Genomic DNA, 16,173 nt, shown 5'->3' on the forward strand with positions numbered 1-16,173 from the left:
ACCGGCCCGCTTATGGAAGCCTCGAGTTACCCCGCCTGGGCGCAACAATTGATCCAGGACTGTAGCGAGAGCAAGCGCCGAGTTGTCGAGCACGAACTGTACCAGCGCATGCGCGACAACACGCTCAGCGCCAAGACCATGCGCCACTACCTGATTGGTGGCTGGCCGGTGGTGGAACAGTTTGCCTTGTACATGGCACAGAACCTCACCAAGACCAAGTTTGCCCGCCATCCTGGGGAGGATATGGCGCGACGTTGGCTGATGCGCAATATTCGCGTGGAACTGAACCACGCTGACTATTGGGTGAATTGGGCGCGTGCCCATGGCGTGAGCCTGGAGGAGTTGCAGGCGCAGAATGTACCGCCGGAATTGCATGCCCTGAGCCACTGGTGCTGGCATACCAGTTCGTCCGATGCGCTGATCGTTGCAATTGCCGCAACCAACTATGCCATCGAGGGGGCGACTGGGGAGTGGTCCGCCGTGGTGTGTTCGACCGGTGTGTATGCCGCCGCCTTCCCTGAGGAAGACCGCAAGCGTGCGATGAAGTGGCTGAAGATGCACGCCCAGTACGACGACGCCCACCCCTGGGAAGCCCTGGAAATCATCTGCACCCTGGCCGGGATGAACCCGAGCAAGGCCTTGCAGGTCGAGTTGCGCCAGGCCGTCTGCAAGAGCTACGACTACATGTACCTGTTTCTGGAAAGCTGCATGCGGTTGGAAAAAGACAACGACAAGATGCTCGCGGCCGTTCGCGAGCGGCCGGCACGCGTCGCCAGCGAGGCGTGATGCAAGCGTGATGGCGGGGGCTTACCCCGCCATCGCCAAGCGGTTACGGCCTTCGCGCTTGGCCACGTACAAAGCGTTATCGGCCCGGCGCAGCAGGCTTTCAGCCGACTCGGCGGCCAACAAGGTTGAGCAGCCGAGGCTCACCGTCAATTCGATCCGCGTCCCCTCCACCCAGTAATCCTGTGCCTGTGCTGCCTGGCGCAAACGCTCGCCGACCATGGCGGCAGCCTCTCGGCCGGTATTCGACAGCAGGATCAGAAACTCTTCCCCGCCAAACCGAAACACCATGTCCACGTTGCGCAACTGGTTTTTGATCGTGGTGGCGATTTCGCGCAGCACGCTATCGCCAGCCGCATGACCGTGGGTATCGTTGATTCGCTTGAAGTGGTCGATGTCCAGCATCAGCAAGGACAACGGGCTCAGGTGCCGCTTGGCCATGTCGATCTCCCTTTGCAGAGTCTGGTCCATGGCGATTCGGTTACCGGTTTCAGTCAACGGGTCACGCAGGGCGCTGCGCGTGGCTGCGCGGTAGAGCAGGGCGTTGCGCATCGGATAGAGCAGGGTCGCCAGCAGGGATTCGAGCTGGTGCAGTTCGTCTTCCATGAAGCGCTGGTTGCGGCGAAAGATCAGTTCACCCAAATGCTCGCCTTCGTGGCTCAGGCTGTAGCTCACCGAATGATGACCGCGATGGCCGAACTCCAGGCGCAGGTCGCTGGTTGCGTGACGGTACAGCAGGGCATCCACGGGGACCAGGCGCTGGATTTCGCGAAAGAACAGGCCGAGGATACGCTCCGGCTCCAGGCTGACCTGCAATTGCTGGTTCAGTTGCTGGCGCAGTTGGTTAAGGGTAATGGGACGCTGCGGCCGAAGGGAGGGTTGACCAAACCCCAGACGTTGCAATTTGGCACTGTCGAAGTCAATTGCGTTGGTCTGGGTGGGTGTTTTCATAGTTGGACGGCCTCTAAGCACTGAACTGTCTTACAGGCTGGATGAGAATGGCAGAAGCCAAGCGTCTTACTGTTCCGTCAGTTGCGTAAAACAATAGGAACAGTTTAAACCGCTTTAGTCCGGGTTATAACCCCGGGGCACTGCCGCACGTCTTGTCATCGCTTAACCTGCTTGTCAGGGATTAGAGCGAGATTCGTGCCAAATCCTTTTGGCTGTATAAAACGTCTTACAAATCAATTAATTGCTTTTATAACTCAGTGGGGTTGTCGCCTGCTTGCGTCAGTTATTTGGCTGACAACTGGCTTAGACCAAGGTCGTGCGGTCGATCTGCTCAATCGACGTGACCCCGGTCAGGGTCATGGCCACGCGCATCTCCTTGGCGAAGATATCCAGCAGGTTTTCCACCCCGTGCTGGCCGTCGGCAGCCAATGCATAGGCGGTGGCGCGGCCCAGCAGACACGCTTTGGCACCCAAGGCGAGCATACGCACCACGTCCAGCCCCGAACGGATGCCGGAGTCCACCAGCACGGTGAGGTCATCGCCGACCTTGTCGGCAATCGGTGGCAGAGCCTTGGCGGTGGACAGCACGCCGTCCAGCTGGCGCCCGCCATGGTTGGAGACCACGATGCCATCGGCCCCGAAGCTCACGGCGTCCTTGGCATCCTGCGGATCGAGGATGCCTTTGATGATCATCGGGCCTTTCCAGAACTCACGGATCCATTCCAGGTCTTTCCAGCTGATGGAGGGATCGAAGTTGTTGGCCAGCCAGCCGATGTAGTCTTCCAGGTGGGTGGGTTTGCCCAGGTACCTGGAGATATTGCCCAGGTCGTGTGGACGGCCGAGCAACCCCACATCGAACGCCCATTGCGGCTTGGTGACGGCTTGCAGCATGCGCCGCGACGCCGCGAATGGCCCGGACATGCCCGAGTGTGCATCGCGGTAGCGTGCGCCTGGCGTGGGCATATCCACGGTGAACACCAGTGTCGTCACCCCGGCCGCCTGGGCCCGTTCCAGCGCGTTGCGCATGAAGCCACGGTCCTTGAGGACATACAGCTGGAACCAGATTGATTGCGCGCTTTGAGACGCCACTTCTTCAATCGAACACACCGACACCGTCGACAGGCAGAAGGGGATGCCTTTATTGGCGGCTGCCTTGGCCGCCTGCACTTCGCCGCGCCGCGCATACATGCCGGTGAGGCCCACCGGGCTGAGGATCACCGGCATGTCCAGGGACTGGCCGAACAGGGTGGTCTTGAGGCTCAGGCTATCCACATTGCGCAGGACACGCTGGCGCAGGCTGATCTCGGCCAGGTCCGAACTGTTGGCGCGCATCGTGTGTTCGGCGTAGGCACCGCCGTCGATGTAGTCGAACAGGAAGCGCGGCAGCTTGCGCTTGGCGGCTGCGCGATAGTCGGAGGCGGACGAGATGATCATTGAAGAGGGGCTCCACAGGGCAAGGTGATTCAGGATAGGCAATAATCTGGCATGATAAAAACAACTTTTATCAATGGTAGCCAGTCGCAAAAGGAATACCGATGAACCTACGAGCATTGCGTGCCTTTGTCGAAGTGGTGCGCCAGGGCGGCTTCTCCCAGGCTGCCGAGGTGGTGTCGCTGACTCAGTCCTCCGTGAGCAAGGCCGTCAGGACGCTGGAGGATGAACTGGGCGCGCCGCTTTTTAATCGTCTGGGCCACCGTAACGAACTCACCGCCGCCGGTGAAATTGTCTACCGTCGCGCCCAGGTGCTGCTCGCCGAGAGCAATGACCTGGTGGCCGAGATCAATGACTTGCGCGGCCTCAAGCGTGGCCAGTTGCGCATCGGCCTGCCCCCGGTGGGTTGCGGCGTGCTGTTCGCGGCCATGTTCGCCACCTACCGCAGGCGCTACCCCGACATCGAAATCGAACTCACCGAGTACGGCAGCAAGAAACTGCGCGGGTGCCTGGAAGCCGGGGAGATTGACCTCGCGGCGTTGCTGCTGCCCACGGATGAAGGGTTCGACTTCCAACCCGTGCGCAATGAACCCCTGATGGCCGTGTTGCCCATGAACCACCCGCTGGCCCGGCGCAAGCGCATCGACTTCACCGACCTTGCGGATTCACCGTTCATTCTGTTCGAAGCCGGCTTCGCCCTGAACGCCAAGATCCTCGCCGCCTGCGAGCGCAAAGGCGTGACTCCCAAAGTCACGGCCCGCAGCGGGCAGATCGACTTTATCGTCGACCTGGTCTCGGCGGGCCTGGGCGTCGCGTTCCTGCCGCGCATGCTGGCGCACATGCATCAACCCACCGGTATCGCCCTGATCCCCTTGGACGAACCCCACACCGACTGGCACATCGCCCTGGCCTGGCGCGCCAGCGCCCACCTGCCGCCGGCGGCGCGTGCCTGGCTGGATTTGGCCAAGGAAATGGCCCATTCGGAGTAGGGCGGCGACCGGTTATCAGGATGAATTCGTCAAAACGCATCCCGATGCTTGACTTCTTCTTTTTAATCAGTAACATACGGCGCATTCCGCGATAGCTCAGTTGGTAGAGCAAATGACTGTTAATCATTGGGTCCCTGGTTCGAGTCCAGGTCGTGGAGCCAGATAGGAAAAGCCTGCAGCGATGCAGGCTTTTTTTTTGCCCTGGATTTCTTCGGGGTGATCAAAGCGCGCAGCGCGACCAGCGTGACTGCGTCTCTAATCCTGCGATTACATGAAAATCGCTGCAGTGGTTTCAACCAAGGTGCGCTGGGTAAAACCAGGGTTCGCGTCAATTGATCTGATTCTGATTGATATCCAAGGAGCCTGCGCTGTTTTTCATAAAGTCGTGTTTATGAAGAATAATTTAGGTTGCGCTTGCAGATCGTGCCTACGCGACATTTTTTCCGGGGCGAACATTGTTGAGTGGATGGATTTAAATTTCGAATAATCAGGATTTTAGAAAAAACATCGGCTCTGAAACAGAATTCAGTGCTGTGGTTTTTATTGGCTTCCTATTATTTTTTCCTAACCGTCTATTCCAAAAAGATCTTTTGTTGAAAATTTCGGAGCATGCTTTATTGCGCACAAATGTAACAAGTTGTTTCATTTTTTGCCGTTTTCGGCACCGATAAAGGGGCTTTCTGTCGGCGAACAGGTGAGTTCCGTTCGTTGCGGCGCAGTGGGTTGAGCCTGGGACAGTGATGATTTTGCGTGTGTCTGTTCGGCGCAATGCGAAACAAGGGATTTGTATAATTATCGAGGCTCGAACCCATGAATCATGTGATCAACTCCATACTGGAAAATGCGTCAACTCGCCCGTCACTCGGCCATACCAACCCCGCTTTACTGCATGACGTTCTATGGCGAGCACTTGAGCACGCACTCAAGGCAAACACGGACGACGCTTCCCAGACCCCGCACACCCGAGCCTGCCTGAGGATCTACGCCGAAATCGATACGCTGTCGTATCTGGACAAGGCTGATTCGAAATTGGCGGCTGCTTTGGGTAAGGCATTCTTCGAGTCCCGCTCCAGCAAAGACGTCGAGGCGTTCTGGAAGTTGTTGCTGATCAAGCAACTGCTGTTCGAATTGTCGGTCAGGAGTGTGGCGACCCAGATTGCTTCGCAAGCCAGCCTGCCCCGTCAGTTACTCACGCTCGACTCGCAGTTGATTGCAGCGCCGTCCGGGGTAAATATCAGCCTGGGGCTGCTGTGCAAAGAGACCGACCAACTCAAGCATTCTGTCGTGCTGGTCTTGCAGAAACTGGCACAACACGTTGAAGACCGTGGCCTCAAAAAGCCCCAAGTCACTGCGCAGCTTCTGCTGGAGTTGTACAACGCCGTATGGTCGGGCAGTAATGGCACTGATATCGAGTCGCAGATTTTTTACGCCGACAGTGTGTATGACGCGTTGCCCGACGTACATCACGCCCTGGGCCTGGCGCCGCGGGAAAAATGGCTGACCTTGTTTACCTGGTTATATGGCGACAAGGATGGTCGCCCCTATGACACCAACCAGCACACCGAAACGCTGGTTGTGGCCTTGGAAACCGCGCTGCGCAACCGCTACATCGCTGATATTGACAGCCTGATAAAGGACGGCGGTGCACAGCATCGCCTGGAAGATATTCGTGCACGTCTGGGCAAGGATCACCCCGAGCGTTTCGAACAGCCCGCCGAGCTGATCGAGGCACTGGGCAGCATCCGTTTTACCCAGCCGGTTGCCATCGACCGCCTGCTGCTGCGGGTGCATGCGTTTGGCTTTCACTACCTGGATATCGAGTTTCGTGAAAACGCCGAGATGTTCAGTAGCGTGGTCGATGAGATTCTTTCCAGTCAATGGCTGGAAACCATCGGCCTGGGCCAGGGCCGGCACTATCACGAGCTGGATGAGCGCGCGCGCCAGGCCGCGCTTGAGGTTGCGCTGGAAGGCGAGGAGGCTCAGGCTCCGGCTGCCCTGTGGCAAGGGTATCTGCAACGCACCACATCGATTTACACCAAGAAAGCTCAGCAATACGCCGGTCAGGACTACATTGCGCTGATGGAGCAGGACCCGAGTTATATCCGTATGCACGATGCGCGCAACGCGCTCGAGCGGTTTGAAATGATTGACCGTTACCGCGACCGCATGAAAATCCACGGGATCGCCGAGTACACTTCGGCCCTTAGCGCGCTGGAGGTGTTGTTCCTGATGAAGGCGGCCCAGGTGCGGGACGGTATAGACATCGCCCTGCAACCCGAAGACCTGGCAGGTGCCGAGCGCACGCTTGCCACGGTGCATGAGGTGTACGAAAACCCGGTGTACCGCCGGCATCTGGCAGCACGCGGCAACCGCCAATACATCACGTTTGGCCCCAGCGACACGGGCAAGCAAGGCGGCAAGGCCATGCACAAACTGAATATGGCGATTGCTAACCAGCACAAGTTGATCGCGGCCCGCTACGGTATCGAGGTGGTCGTCCACGTCATCATGGGGGGGGAACACGCGCGGTGTAATGGAGTGATTGCAGAGACCTTGCAGGAATTCGGCGCGTTGGAGGGGCCGGAAACCCGCTTTATGCTGGCCGGGTGTGCGGAGATGCGCGCTCATCTGCTGACCCGCAATCAGTCCGTCAACTTTCTCAGCCAGTTGTACCGTATGCACGCCGAGCCCCAGCCGAAACCGTCCGAAGAGGTCATTGCCGGGAGGATTCAACGTTGGGGGGAAGTGGTGCGCCGCTACCAGGCGACGTTCTTCGAGCATCCGGCGTTGCCCTCTCTGCTGCGTGACCTGGCGCGATTTGACGTGGTCAGGGCCACCGCCAAGGGCACCCGACCGCCTTCTCGGATCTTCAACATCAAGGTGTTCGAGTCGCGACCCGATGCCATTCGTGCGATTCCCTGGACCCGCGCCTTGCTGGCCGGTGGGTTGCACAGCGAACTGATCGGCGTCGGGCAGTTTGCGCAAGAGCCGGTAACGCACTTGTCGAAGGCCTTCAACGAGGATGAGAGCTTTCACACCTACGTCAAAGGCATGGCCTATGCCATTGCGCGAACCGACCTGAAATGCGCCTGGCTGACCTTGACCGGCAGCAACCCGGAGAAAGCCCACATCCTGGCGCTGGCTGAAGCCTTGAAGACCGAAGCCATCGGCACGGCTGAACAACTGCTGGCCAGCCTGCACCTGGAAGTGATTGAAGGTAAGCGCTTCGTGTACAAGGCCACCACCGGCACCGAGCCGGCGGATCCTTGGAAAATCAAGGAAAGCAGCTTGCTCAACTTGTGGCCTAGCCTCAAGGCAGAGGTCTACCGCAAGGAAAAGAACCTGAGAATCTATCGGTTGTTTCTTATCTACGCCAAAAGCAATCCCGCGTTCATCCAGTCCTCATCGCTGAATGATTTTTACAGCGGGTTCCTCGCGGCCGTGAGTACCGATGCAGGTCTGGTCGATCCCACCAGCGCCCACCATTTCAACTGGTGATTAGCCCCGATACCCAGGGCAGCCTGGGTATCGGCAGGCGCTACCCTCCAAGAGGATCAACTGTATGGCATTTACTATCCTGATACTCGATGCCCCCGGCCCGCCATTGCTGTTTGAGGAAGTCGATCGCTTTCTTGAGCTGGGCCTGAACGTCACTCTCAACCTGCACTATTTCGCGGATAAAGAGCGCATCCGGCAGCACTACACTACGCGTATTGAATATGCCGAGATCGACTGTCACGACGAGCCTGCCTTTATTGCCGCCGTGAGTCGAGCCAGGGGGTACAGCGTGTTCAAGACGCGTCTGAACATCCCCCTCGGTGCCAGCCTGATCCGTGCCGCCAGTTCGCCCGCGTTGGCCACGCCACTGCGCGCCATTGCCCAGGCCGGCGCCGGGGTTAACCATATTGATCGGCTCGAATGCGAGCAGTGCGGCGTTACGATACTCAACACGCCAGGCTCCAACGCGGTCGCTGTTGCCGAGTACGTCCTGGCCCAGGCGCTGTTTCTATCTCGTGATCTGGATTATTACAACGCCGAAACGCACAACGGCCATTGGGCAAAAGGCACCTTGGCACCTACCTCCGAATACGCCGAACTCACGCTTGGGCTGGTGGGCACCGGAAGCATTGCCCGGCAGGTGGCACGTAAGGCGGCGGCGCTGGGCATCAAGGTGATCGCTACCGGGTCCGAGCGTTTTACCGAACCGGTAGCGCGCAGCCTTGAGCTTGAGCGACGAGCAAGCCTTGCGCAGTTACTGGCTGATTCGCACATCGTCTCGATCCACGTGCCGCTCACCACGCTGACCCGCGGCTTGTTCGGCACCGCCGAGTTCGGGCAGATGCGCCAAGGTTCAATCCTCATCAATACCGCTCGCGGCGGGATCGTCGACGAACACCAGCTGGCAGCCTTCATGCGCCAGTTTCCCAGGCACATCAAGGCGGTCGCCATCGATACCTTTTCCCTGGAAAAAGACCGGTTCGACTCGCCACTGACCGACATTCCCAACGCGCAACTGACGCCGCATATCGCCGGCAATACCACCACGGCAATCAGGGTGGCGTCCCGTCAGATCGTCGACAAGATCCATGCATTCAGTGCCGCCGCCATCGTGCGTTAACCTACCGGACACAAGGAAGGCTACATCATGCAGACCTCTATTTTTACCCGTCTCAACGCCCTGAGTTGCACCGACCTCAGCGATGCAATGGACCGCCTGAAAATCGTTTGCCAGTGCACCGACATCATGCCTCTGGACCGGTCGTTCACCCTCACAGGCAAAGCCTGGACCCTGCGCTACGGCCCTATTGGCCTGGACGGCGGCTCGGTGGGTGACTACATCGACGACCTTGAGGCCGGCCAGGTGGTAGTGATCGACAACCAGGCGCGGCTCGACACCACCGTGTGGGGCGATTTGCTGACCTCTACTGCCGCCCGCAAGCAGCTGGCCGGGACGGTGATTGACGGTATCTGCCGCGATGTCGACCGTGCGTTGGAACTTGACTACCCGATATTTTCCCGGGGTAACTGGATGCGCACCGGCAAGGATCGCGTGCGTGTCGAAGCGATCCAGGCGCCCGTGACGCTGGGTGGCGTGCGGGTACAACCAGATGATTGGTTGCGCGGAGATGGTGACGGCTTGGTAGTGATTCCGGCCGGCTCACTGAGCCAAGTGCTGGAGGTTGCCGAAGAAATCCACCAGGCCGAAGAGCATATTCGTGCGGCTATCGAGGCGGGCGTTCCTTTACACAAAGCTCGCGCCGATTACGGCTACCACGCCTTGCAGACGCCGCGCCGCTGACTGGCCCGGGGCAGGAGCCGCAGCGGGTGCGGCTTCAGTTGATGCCGGCTCGAGCAACGACTTGGCTGGATGTGCATAAGGAGATTGATCGTTCCATGATTCGATGAGTTCAAATCTGATAGTGTCCTGAATATCAATATTCGAGGCAGTATCAATAATGGGCAATCATGCAAGTCGCTACGCGTTATTTGCTTTTCCTGTCTTCATGTTGTGCCAACCAGTACAAGCAGCATCGTGGCAAATTTGCAGTATGGAGTTACGTGTTACTGATGTATTGAAACATCCATACCCCAAGCTACAGGCGCAGATCCTGAAGGTGAGCCCTACATCGACCACGGCAGAGTGCCCGGAAGAGGGGGCGACCCTCACGTTTATCCCAGAAACTACTGATTACCAAAGCCAGATCCCACGCCGAGAGTGGCCCAAAAAAGGCCAGTCGGTGCGTGTGAACTACCGGTATCTGGATGGGACATGTAAAGGCGATGGCCATAGTCATGCGTGCCGTATTGAGCATTACCCATTAGCGGGTAGCTGAGTTGCAAGCGTTTTCCCGGTTCACTTCAAGTTCGCTGAACGGACGCGGCGGTAACTGCCCGATCTTGCTGATCCGCTCCGTCTCCAGTCTTGGGCTCAGGAGCAACGCCCTTTAGACCAGCGCTTGTAATCCGCAGGAGTCATCCCCGTAAGTTGAATGAAAGCCCGTCGGAACGAGGTATCTTCGTTGTAGCCACACTTGAGGGCCACTTGTTTAACGCTGGCTCCCGGTGTCTGAAGGAGGACGCAGGCCGTTTCTATCCTCACGCGGGTAATGATTTCTTTAGGCGACTCATTGGTCAATTTCTTGAGTCGCCGATGCAGTGTCCGCTCACTTAGATTCAATGTTTTGGCCAGCTCTTCAGCCGTCAGCCCGGGTTTGGCATGACGAATGATTTGCTCGGTTTCCAGAAGCAGCGGATTGGCACTATTGATAAAACCTCGGGGTGCATAAACCAGTTGAGGCAGAGGCAAGCTGTCGGTCACAGAGATATCTGCGGTCAACTTGGCGACATCGGCACCGGCCAAGCGCCTAATCACGTAGAGGGCCAGATCAATCCAGGATAACGGTCCTCCAGTGGTAATGATGCCGTCGTGCTCCTCCACCGCAGTGCCCCACACCGGCTGGGCTTTTGGAAATCGCTGTTTGAAAGCATGGTGCAGCCACCAGGTCGTGGTGCAGCGTCTGTTGTCGAGCAACCCAGACTCTCCCAGAACAAACGTACCCGCGCACGCCCCACCGACCAGTACGCCTTGTTGATGATTCACTTTGAGCCAAGCTGCCGCGTGTTTGAGGGAGTCGGAAGTGGGCGGCAACCTATCCGGCCCCAAGGCCATGCCAGTCACGAGCACAGCATCAAGAGGCCCCGCGCCATAAAAATCGGCATCAACGGGAATCAGTCTGCCCTGAGGATCCCTTAGCGACTTACCATCCGCACTGACGATGATCGTTTCGAATTCAACATCGATCTTGGCCCTCATTTCCGAAGCCAAACCAGGCGGTGGTGATTTCAGCGCCTGATTGGTCATCCAGAACAGATCAGCCAGCCCAGTGATGGCAGACATCAGGCTACCTTCCACAGCAACAATCGCAACGCGCATGGCAAATCCTGCTTTGGCAATCAAGTTGGCGAGTTTTGCATGAAGTGTGGCTTATTTGTTATCTAACAGTTCCCGTTGGGCCTACTTAAACTTTGCACAGTCAACTGCAAAGGCGCTCCGACATGAACCTGCCGCTCCACACGAAGCCTCACGAACAAAAACGCCTCGGTACGCTGAACTGGCTGAGCCGACTTGGCTTGGCCCTGGGTTTATCGCTGTTGTTCTCCGGTGGCCCGGCCATGGCCGCGTTACCTGATGGCACTGTGCGCAACATCGTGCTGGTACATGGCGCATTTGCCGATGGCTCGAACTGGACACCGGTGATCAAGCAGCTGAATGATATGGGCTATCACGTCACCGCCGTACAGAACCCGATGACCTCATTGGAAGATGACGTTTTGGCAACGCAGCGCGTACTTCGCCGACAACAAGGCGACGTGCTGCTGGTAGGACACTCATGGGCCGGCGCGGTTATAACGCAGGCCGGTAACGCCTCCAATGTAAAGGGGTTGGCCTATCTTTCCGCTTTAGTGCCCGACAGCGGTGAATCAGCAGCGGGCCTTCTGCAGCGACTGAATGCGCCTATGACTGGCCTGACACCCGATGCGCAGGGTTGGGTTTGGCTGGACGATCCCGTGCAGTTTCATCAAGTCATGGCGGCGGACTTACCGATGAAAAAAGCGCAGTTGCTTGCATCGGTTCAACAGCCTATAGCGGCAGCCTGTTTTGTCGGCAAGGTCCAGCACGCGGCGTGGCACGACAAGCCGAGCTGGTACTTGCAGACAACTGACGATAAGGCGCTTTTACCAGCGGTACAGCTGGCTATCGCGAAACAGATTGGAGCACAGACCTTATCAATCCGATCCAGCCACCTGTCCCTTGTTTCTCATCCCGATACGGTAGCCAAGTTCATCGATCAAGCCGCCAGAAAAGCCGGACGATGAAAAGTGCTCATACGTTTTCTACAGCAAGCAGGTCCTCAAGCATGAAAATTCTGCATATTGACTCGAGCATAATGGGCAGCAACTCCATAACCCGTAGACTTTCCTCAACCATCGTTGCACATCTTCAAGATAGCCATCGCGAGACGCATGTGGAGTACCGCGACCTGGTCGATGATGAGTTGAAGCATCTCACCGGTCCTATTGCAGCAGGATTCCGACAAACCGAGATCAATGATTTTACGGAGACCACTTTGCAGGAGCATCAACTGTCAGAAACTCTAGTCATGGAGTTCCTGGCGAGCGATGTGCTGGTCATCGGCGCTCCGATGTACAACTTTAACGTATCGAGCCAGCTAAAGGCTTGGCTCGACAGGATCGCCCAAGTCGGACGAACCTTTAAATACACAGAACAGGGTCCTGTAGGCTTGTCCGGCGGTAAACGCGTCATCGTGGTTTCGGCTCGTGGGGGCTTCTACTCGGAGGGGCCACTGCAAAAAATGGATTTCCAAGAAAGTTATCTCAGGGCATTTTTTGGTTTTCTCGGAATTAGTGATATCCACTTCGTCCGCGCCGAAGGCGTCTCCAGAGGTCAACAATTACGAGACCAGGGTGTTGAAAAAGCCATAGCTGCAATGCCCGCGGTCATTGCAAGCCTGTCAGCCCCTGCTCAATAACTCACCCAGTCTGGAGGCTTGAATTCATGCTGTTTGCTATCAAACTTACCTACCTTCGCCCTGTTGAGGAAATTCAAGCTCACTTGGAAGCCCACAAAGCGTGGCTGGTCAAATACATACAGTCCGGAATCATACTGTTTGCCGGCCCTCTCACCGATGAGAGCGGAGGCTTCATCCTTGCGTATGGTGAGCGCCACTCGGACATTCAACAAATAATCGCCGAGGACCCGTTCGATGTTTACAGGTTGGCAACTTTCGACATTCTGGGTTGTGATCCTGCAGTCCGCACGTCCGATTTCGCAGCCCACTGGGCCAGCGGAGCCAAGTCCATAGACTGTATTTAGCGCGGTGCTTGTCGCATAAGGCGTTTGCGAGTGAGCCCACGGAAAGGACGAGCCCCAGTGTTGGTCCCGACGAATCCCGTTATTACTCCGAGAAAAACCAGGCCAGCACCTGTCAACCCATCATGTGCCGTCGCCCAGGCAGTTACATCCAACTTCACTTATGCAGGATCGCCTGGTGAATATCCTGCAACGCCATGATGCGCTGGGCGGCGTTGAGTTTGATGGCTTCCTTGGGCATGCCGAATACCACGCAGCTGGCCTCGTCCTGGGCGACCGTCGCGGCGCCGGCGACGAGCATTTCCTTGAGGCCGCGGGCGCCGTCGTCGCCCATGCCGGTCATGATGATGCCGGTGGCGTTCTTGCCGGCGAATTTGGCCACTGAGCGAAACAGCACATCCACTGATGGCCGATGGCGGTTGACCAGCGGCCCGTCGATGACCTGAGTGTGATAGTAGGCGCCGCTGCGTGTGACCATCAGGTGCTTGCCGCCGGGTGCGATCAACGCCAGGCCAGGCAGGATACGGTCGTTGTTGCGCGCTTCACGCACTTCGATCTGGCACACGCTGTTCAGGCGCTCGGCGAAGGAGGCGGTGAACTTTTCCGGCATGTGCTGCACGATCACCATGCCCGGGCACACCCTCGGCAGTGCCGTCAGCACGGCCTCCAGCGCCTGGGTGCCGCCGGTGGAGGTGCCGATGGCGACAATGCGTTCAGTGGTCTGGGCCATGGCCTGGCCGTTGGCGGCGGGCAGGATCGCATCCGCGGTCAGCTTGCCGGCGACCGTGGGCGCCGGGGTCGGCTTGGCGATGCGCTTGCCGAGGTTACTGACATTGGAGTTGGCCGCCGCACGGATTGCCGCAATCAGTTCCGGGCCCGATTCGATCAGGAAATTTTTCAGGCCGGTGGTGGGTTTGGTGATGATGTCCACGGCGCCGGCCGATAAAGCCTGCAGGGAGGTTTCCGCGCCTTTCTGGGTCAGTGACGAGCAGATCACTACCGGTGTCGGGCGCTCGCTCATGATTTTCCTGAGAAAGGTGATGCCATCCATGCGCGGCATTTCCACGTCCAGCACAATCACATCCGGCCATTCACGGGCGAGCTTGTCCATGGCGAAAATCGGGTCGGAGGCGGCGCCTATGACGTGGATATCCGGCGTGTCATTGAAAATCGCCAGCAGCACTTGGCGGACAACGGCCGAGTCATCGACCAGCAATACGCTGATTTTTTTGTTAGGCATTGTTTTTGAGTAATCCCATTGGTTGATGCCGGACCCAGACGTTGCCGTTCCACAGGTCGAACACGATAGTGCGATAACCGGTACTGCCCATGTCCTGGGCCGCCAGGTGCAAATGATGGTGTTTGGCAAGCGCCAGCGCGGCGCGGATGTTCAGGGCGGCCACATTTTGCGCCGGTAGGTGGCGATGCTGCGTGGGGAACATCTCGCCGCCGCCGAACGCCTTCACCTGATAGTCCTGGGGCCGCGTGCCATGGGCGCGCGCATGCCGAATCAGCAGCTCCAGCGCTTCGTCGCCGTATTTGCCATCCAGGGGCTGACCATGCCGCAAGCGTGCCGGCAGCATGAAATGGCACATGCCGCCGATCCGCCGTTGCGGATGCCAGAAGGTGAACGCCACGCAGGAACCGAGCAAGGTGCGCAGGCGAGTCGGCCGCGTCGCAAAAGTGACTTGGCCGGGCGCCAACACCACTTCGGCTGCACCGAGAGGCTTTTTCATGGCTTGCGGTAAATCGACGGCGCCACCAGCTTCAAGGTGTCGTTCACACCGTTGAGGCTTTCCGAGTGGCTGATGATGAAATGGCCGCCGGGTTTGAGCTGCGGCAACAAGCGTGCGACGACTTGGCTCTTGGTCTGCTGGTCGAAATAAATCATCACGTTGCGCAGGAAGATCACATCGAACTCGCCCAGGCCTGGCAGCGGCTCGTTCAGGTTGACTTGCACGAAGTTGACGCGGTTGCGCAGGCTCTTGTCGATCAGGAACGTGCCTTCCTGGCGGCCGATGCCCTTGAGGCAGTATTTGGTGAGCAGCGGCTGGGGCAGGGTGCCGACGCGCTCCATCGAGTAATGCCCGGTACGCGCCTTGGCCAGCATCTGAGTGCTGATGTCCGAGCCGATCACTTCCCAAGGCGTAGTGCCCAGGGCCTCGGCCAGTGTCATTGCCAGGCTGTAGGGCTCTTCGCCCGAGGAGCTGGCCGCGCTCCACACGCGAAACACTTTGCCCGGTGTGGCCTTGGGCAGGACGTGCTGACGCAGGAAATCAAAGTGCTTGGGCTCGCGAAAAAAGTAGGTTTCGTTAGTGGTCAGCAGGTCCAGCGCGACTTGCAGTTCGCCCTTGCGCTGGTCGTTCATGATCAGTTTGAAATAGTCCCCGTAGCTCTCCAATTCATAATGCTGGAGGCGCTTGAACAGGCGCCCGGCCACCAAGGCTTTTTTGGCCGGCGACAGGTTGATGCCGGCCGCACGGTACAACCAGGATTGGAATTGACCGAATTCACGGTCATCGAGCGAAGCAGTGTCGGCCATGATCGTATCTCAACGCTGCTCAAGGTCGAGCGCCGGTGTCTGCGCGCTTTCGGCCAGGCTGGACATCTCGTCGATAGAAAGGACTTTGCCCACCTCCAGCACAATCACGAACTTGCCTTCGACCTTGGCCATGCCACCGATGAAGTCGGCACGAATCCGCGCGCCGAAGCTGGGAGGGGGTTCTATCTGGGCCGCTGGAATCTCCTGCACGGCGGATACCGTATCCACCAACAACCCGATGTCCTGGGGCTGCCCATCTTCGGTACTCGCTTCGATGATGATTACGCAGGAGCGGCGCGTAATCGGCGAGTTCGCCCGGCCGAAACGCGCCGATAGATCAACCACCGGCACCACGGCGCCGCGTAGGTTGATTACACCGCGCACGAACGCGGGCATCATCGGTACCACGGTCAGGCTGCCGTATTCGATGATTTCCTTGATGCCCAGAATGCCGATCGCGAACATCTCGCCACCGAGCATGAAGGTCAGGTATTGCGCATCCTCATCCGCCGCCACTGCGGTCTGACGGTTAGTCATCACTGCACCCATGTCACTCTCCCTGTAAGCCCGCGTCGATGTCTTGC

General features: G+C 58.2%; 15 protein-coding genes and 1 tRNA gene. 9 read left to right on the plus strand and 7 right to left on the minus strand.

What is annotated here, in order from left to right:
* Positions 1-12 precede the first annotated feature (12 nt).
* The gene (locus ACQRBV_RS16765) at positions 13-786 is read left to right on the plus strand and encodes a TenA family transcriptional regulator (protein WP_218580644.1); all 774 of its coding nucleotides are present in this window, start codon (positions 13-15) and stop codon (positions 784-786) included.
* Positions 787-807: 21 nt separating this feature from the next.
* Here ACQRBV_RS16765 and ACQRBV_RS16770 read toward each other — a convergent pair whose 3' ends face one another.
* Both ACQRBV_RS16770 and lldD read right to left on the minus strand, forming a co-directional pair.
* On the minus strand, positions 808-1,734 hold the full coding sequence (locus ACQRBV_RS16770) for a GGDEF domain-containing protein (RefSeq protein WP_411984960.1): 927 nt from the start codon (positions 1,732-1,734) through the stop codon (positions 808-810).
* 303 nt (positions 1,735-2,037) lie between these two features.
* A complete protein-coding gene (gene lldD, locus ACQRBV_RS16775) occupies positions 2,038-3,168 on the minus strand; it encodes an FMN-dependent L-lactate dehydrogenase LldD (protein ID WP_060755924.1) in 1,131 nt (376 codons plus the stop codon).
* A gap of 101 nt (positions 3,169-3,269) precedes the next feature.
* Here lldD and ACQRBV_RS16780 point away from each other — a divergent pair, with 101 nt between their 5' ends.
* The 5 genes from ACQRBV_RS16780 to ACQRBV_RS16800 all read left to right on the plus strand — a co-directional run bounded on the left by ACQRBV_RS16780 (position 3,270) and on the right by ACQRBV_RS16800 (position 9,453).
* Complete coding sequence (locus ACQRBV_RS16780; protein WP_090369672.1) at positions 3,270-4,154, plus strand: LysR family transcriptional regulator; 885 nt, start codon at positions 3,270-3,272, stop codon at positions 4,152-4,154.
* A gap of 85 nt (positions 4,155-4,239) precedes the next feature.
* Positions 4,240-4,315: transfer RNA gene (locus ACQRBV_RS16785), tRNA-Asn, on the plus strand.
* A gap of 649 nt (positions 4,316-4,964) precedes the next feature.
* Complete coding sequence (locus tag ACQRBV_RS16790) at positions 4,965-7,652, plus strand: phosphoenolpyruvate carboxylase (protein WP_411984961.1); 2,688 nt, start codon at positions 4,965-4,967, stop codon at positions 7,650-7,652.
* A gap of 64 nt (positions 7,653-7,716) precedes the next feature.
* Complete coding sequence (locus tag ACQRBV_RS16795; protein ID WP_411984962.1) at positions 7,717-8,772, plus strand: NAD(P)-dependent oxidoreductase; 1,056 nt, start codon at positions 7,717-7,719, stop codon at positions 8,770-8,772.
* 27 nt (positions 8,773-8,799) lie between these two features.
* A complete protein-coding gene (locus ACQRBV_RS16800) occupies positions 8,800-9,453 on the plus strand; it encodes an RraA family protein (RefSeq protein ID WP_060755848.1) in 654 nt (217 codons plus the stop codon).
* A 630-nt stretch (positions 9,454-10,083) separates the two neighbouring features.
* Here ACQRBV_RS16800 and ACQRBV_RS16805 read toward each other — a convergent pair.
* Positions 10,084-11,088: a GlxA family transcriptional regulator gene (locus ACQRBV_RS16805; protein WP_411984963.1), complete on the minus strand. Its 1,005-nt coding sequence runs from the start codon at positions 11,086-11,088 to the stop codon at positions 10,084-10,086.
* 122 nt (positions 11,089-11,210) lie between these two features.
* Between ACQRBV_RS16805 and ACQRBV_RS16810 the strand changes: the two genes are divergently transcribed.
* The 3 genes from ACQRBV_RS16810 to ACQRBV_RS16820 are packed head-to-tail and all read left to right on the plus strand — an operon-like array spanning position 11,211 to position 13,050.
* Positions 11,211-12,032: an alpha/beta fold hydrolase gene (locus tag ACQRBV_RS16810; RefSeq protein ID WP_411984964.1), complete on the plus strand. Its 822-nt coding sequence runs from the start codon at positions 11,211-11,213 to the stop codon at positions 12,030-12,032.
* 41 nt (positions 12,033-12,073) lie between these two features.
* A complete protein-coding gene (locus ACQRBV_RS16815) occupies positions 12,074-12,706 on the plus strand; it encodes an FMN-dependent NADH-azoreductase (protein ID WP_104994367.1) in 633 nt (210 codons plus the stop codon).
* A 26-nt stretch (positions 12,707-12,732) separates the two neighbouring features.
* Positions 12,733-13,050: a YciI family protein gene (locus ACQRBV_RS16820; RefSeq protein WP_244699848.1), complete on the plus strand. Its 318-nt coding sequence runs from the start codon at positions 12,733-12,735 to the stop codon at positions 13,048-13,050.
* A 154-nt stretch (positions 13,051-13,204) separates the two neighbouring features.
* On the opposite strand, the gene ACQRBV_RS16825 is transcribed toward ACQRBV_RS16820, so the two are convergent.
* Genes ACQRBV_RS16825 through ACQRBV_RS16840 form a run of 4 tightly spaced genes read right to left on the minus strand, consistent with a single transcriptional unit; the run spans position 13,205 to position 16,138 of the window.
* The gene (locus tag ACQRBV_RS16825; protein ID WP_161550002.1) at positions 13,205-14,287 is read right to left on the minus strand and encodes a protein-glutamate methylesterase/protein-glutamine glutaminase; all 1,083 of its coding nucleotides are present in this window, start codon (positions 14,285-14,287) and stop codon (positions 13,205-13,207) included.
* Entirely contained in the window at positions 14,280-14,783 is a 504-nt protein-coding gene (gene cheD, locus ACQRBV_RS16830) for a chemoreceptor glutamine deamidase CheD (RefSeq protein WP_060755843.1), read from the minus strand. Before cheD ends, ACQRBV_RS16825 begins: the two co-directional genes overlap by 8 nt.
* The gene (locus ACQRBV_RS16835; protein ID WP_161550000.1) at positions 14,780-15,589 is read right to left on the minus strand and encodes a CheR family methyltransferase; all 810 of its coding nucleotides are present in this window, start codon (positions 15,587-15,589) and stop codon (positions 14,780-14,782) included. The genes cheD and ACQRBV_RS16835 overlap by 4 nt, the downstream gene beginning before the upstream one ends.
* 9 nt (positions 15,590-15,598) lie before the next feature.
* Positions 15,599-16,138, minus strand: coding sequence for a chemotaxis protein CheW (locus ACQRBV_RS16840; protein ID WP_060755841.1), 540 nt, complete (start codon positions 16,136-16,138; stop codon positions 15,599-15,601).
* Positions 16,139-16,173: the final 35 nt, after the last annotated feature.

The organism is Pseudomonas sp. R11F (assembly GCF_050312575.1).
Lineage (GTDB): Bacteria > Pseudomonadota > Gammaproteobacteria > Pseudomonadales > Pseudomonadaceae > Aquipseudomonas > Aquipseudomonas palleroniana.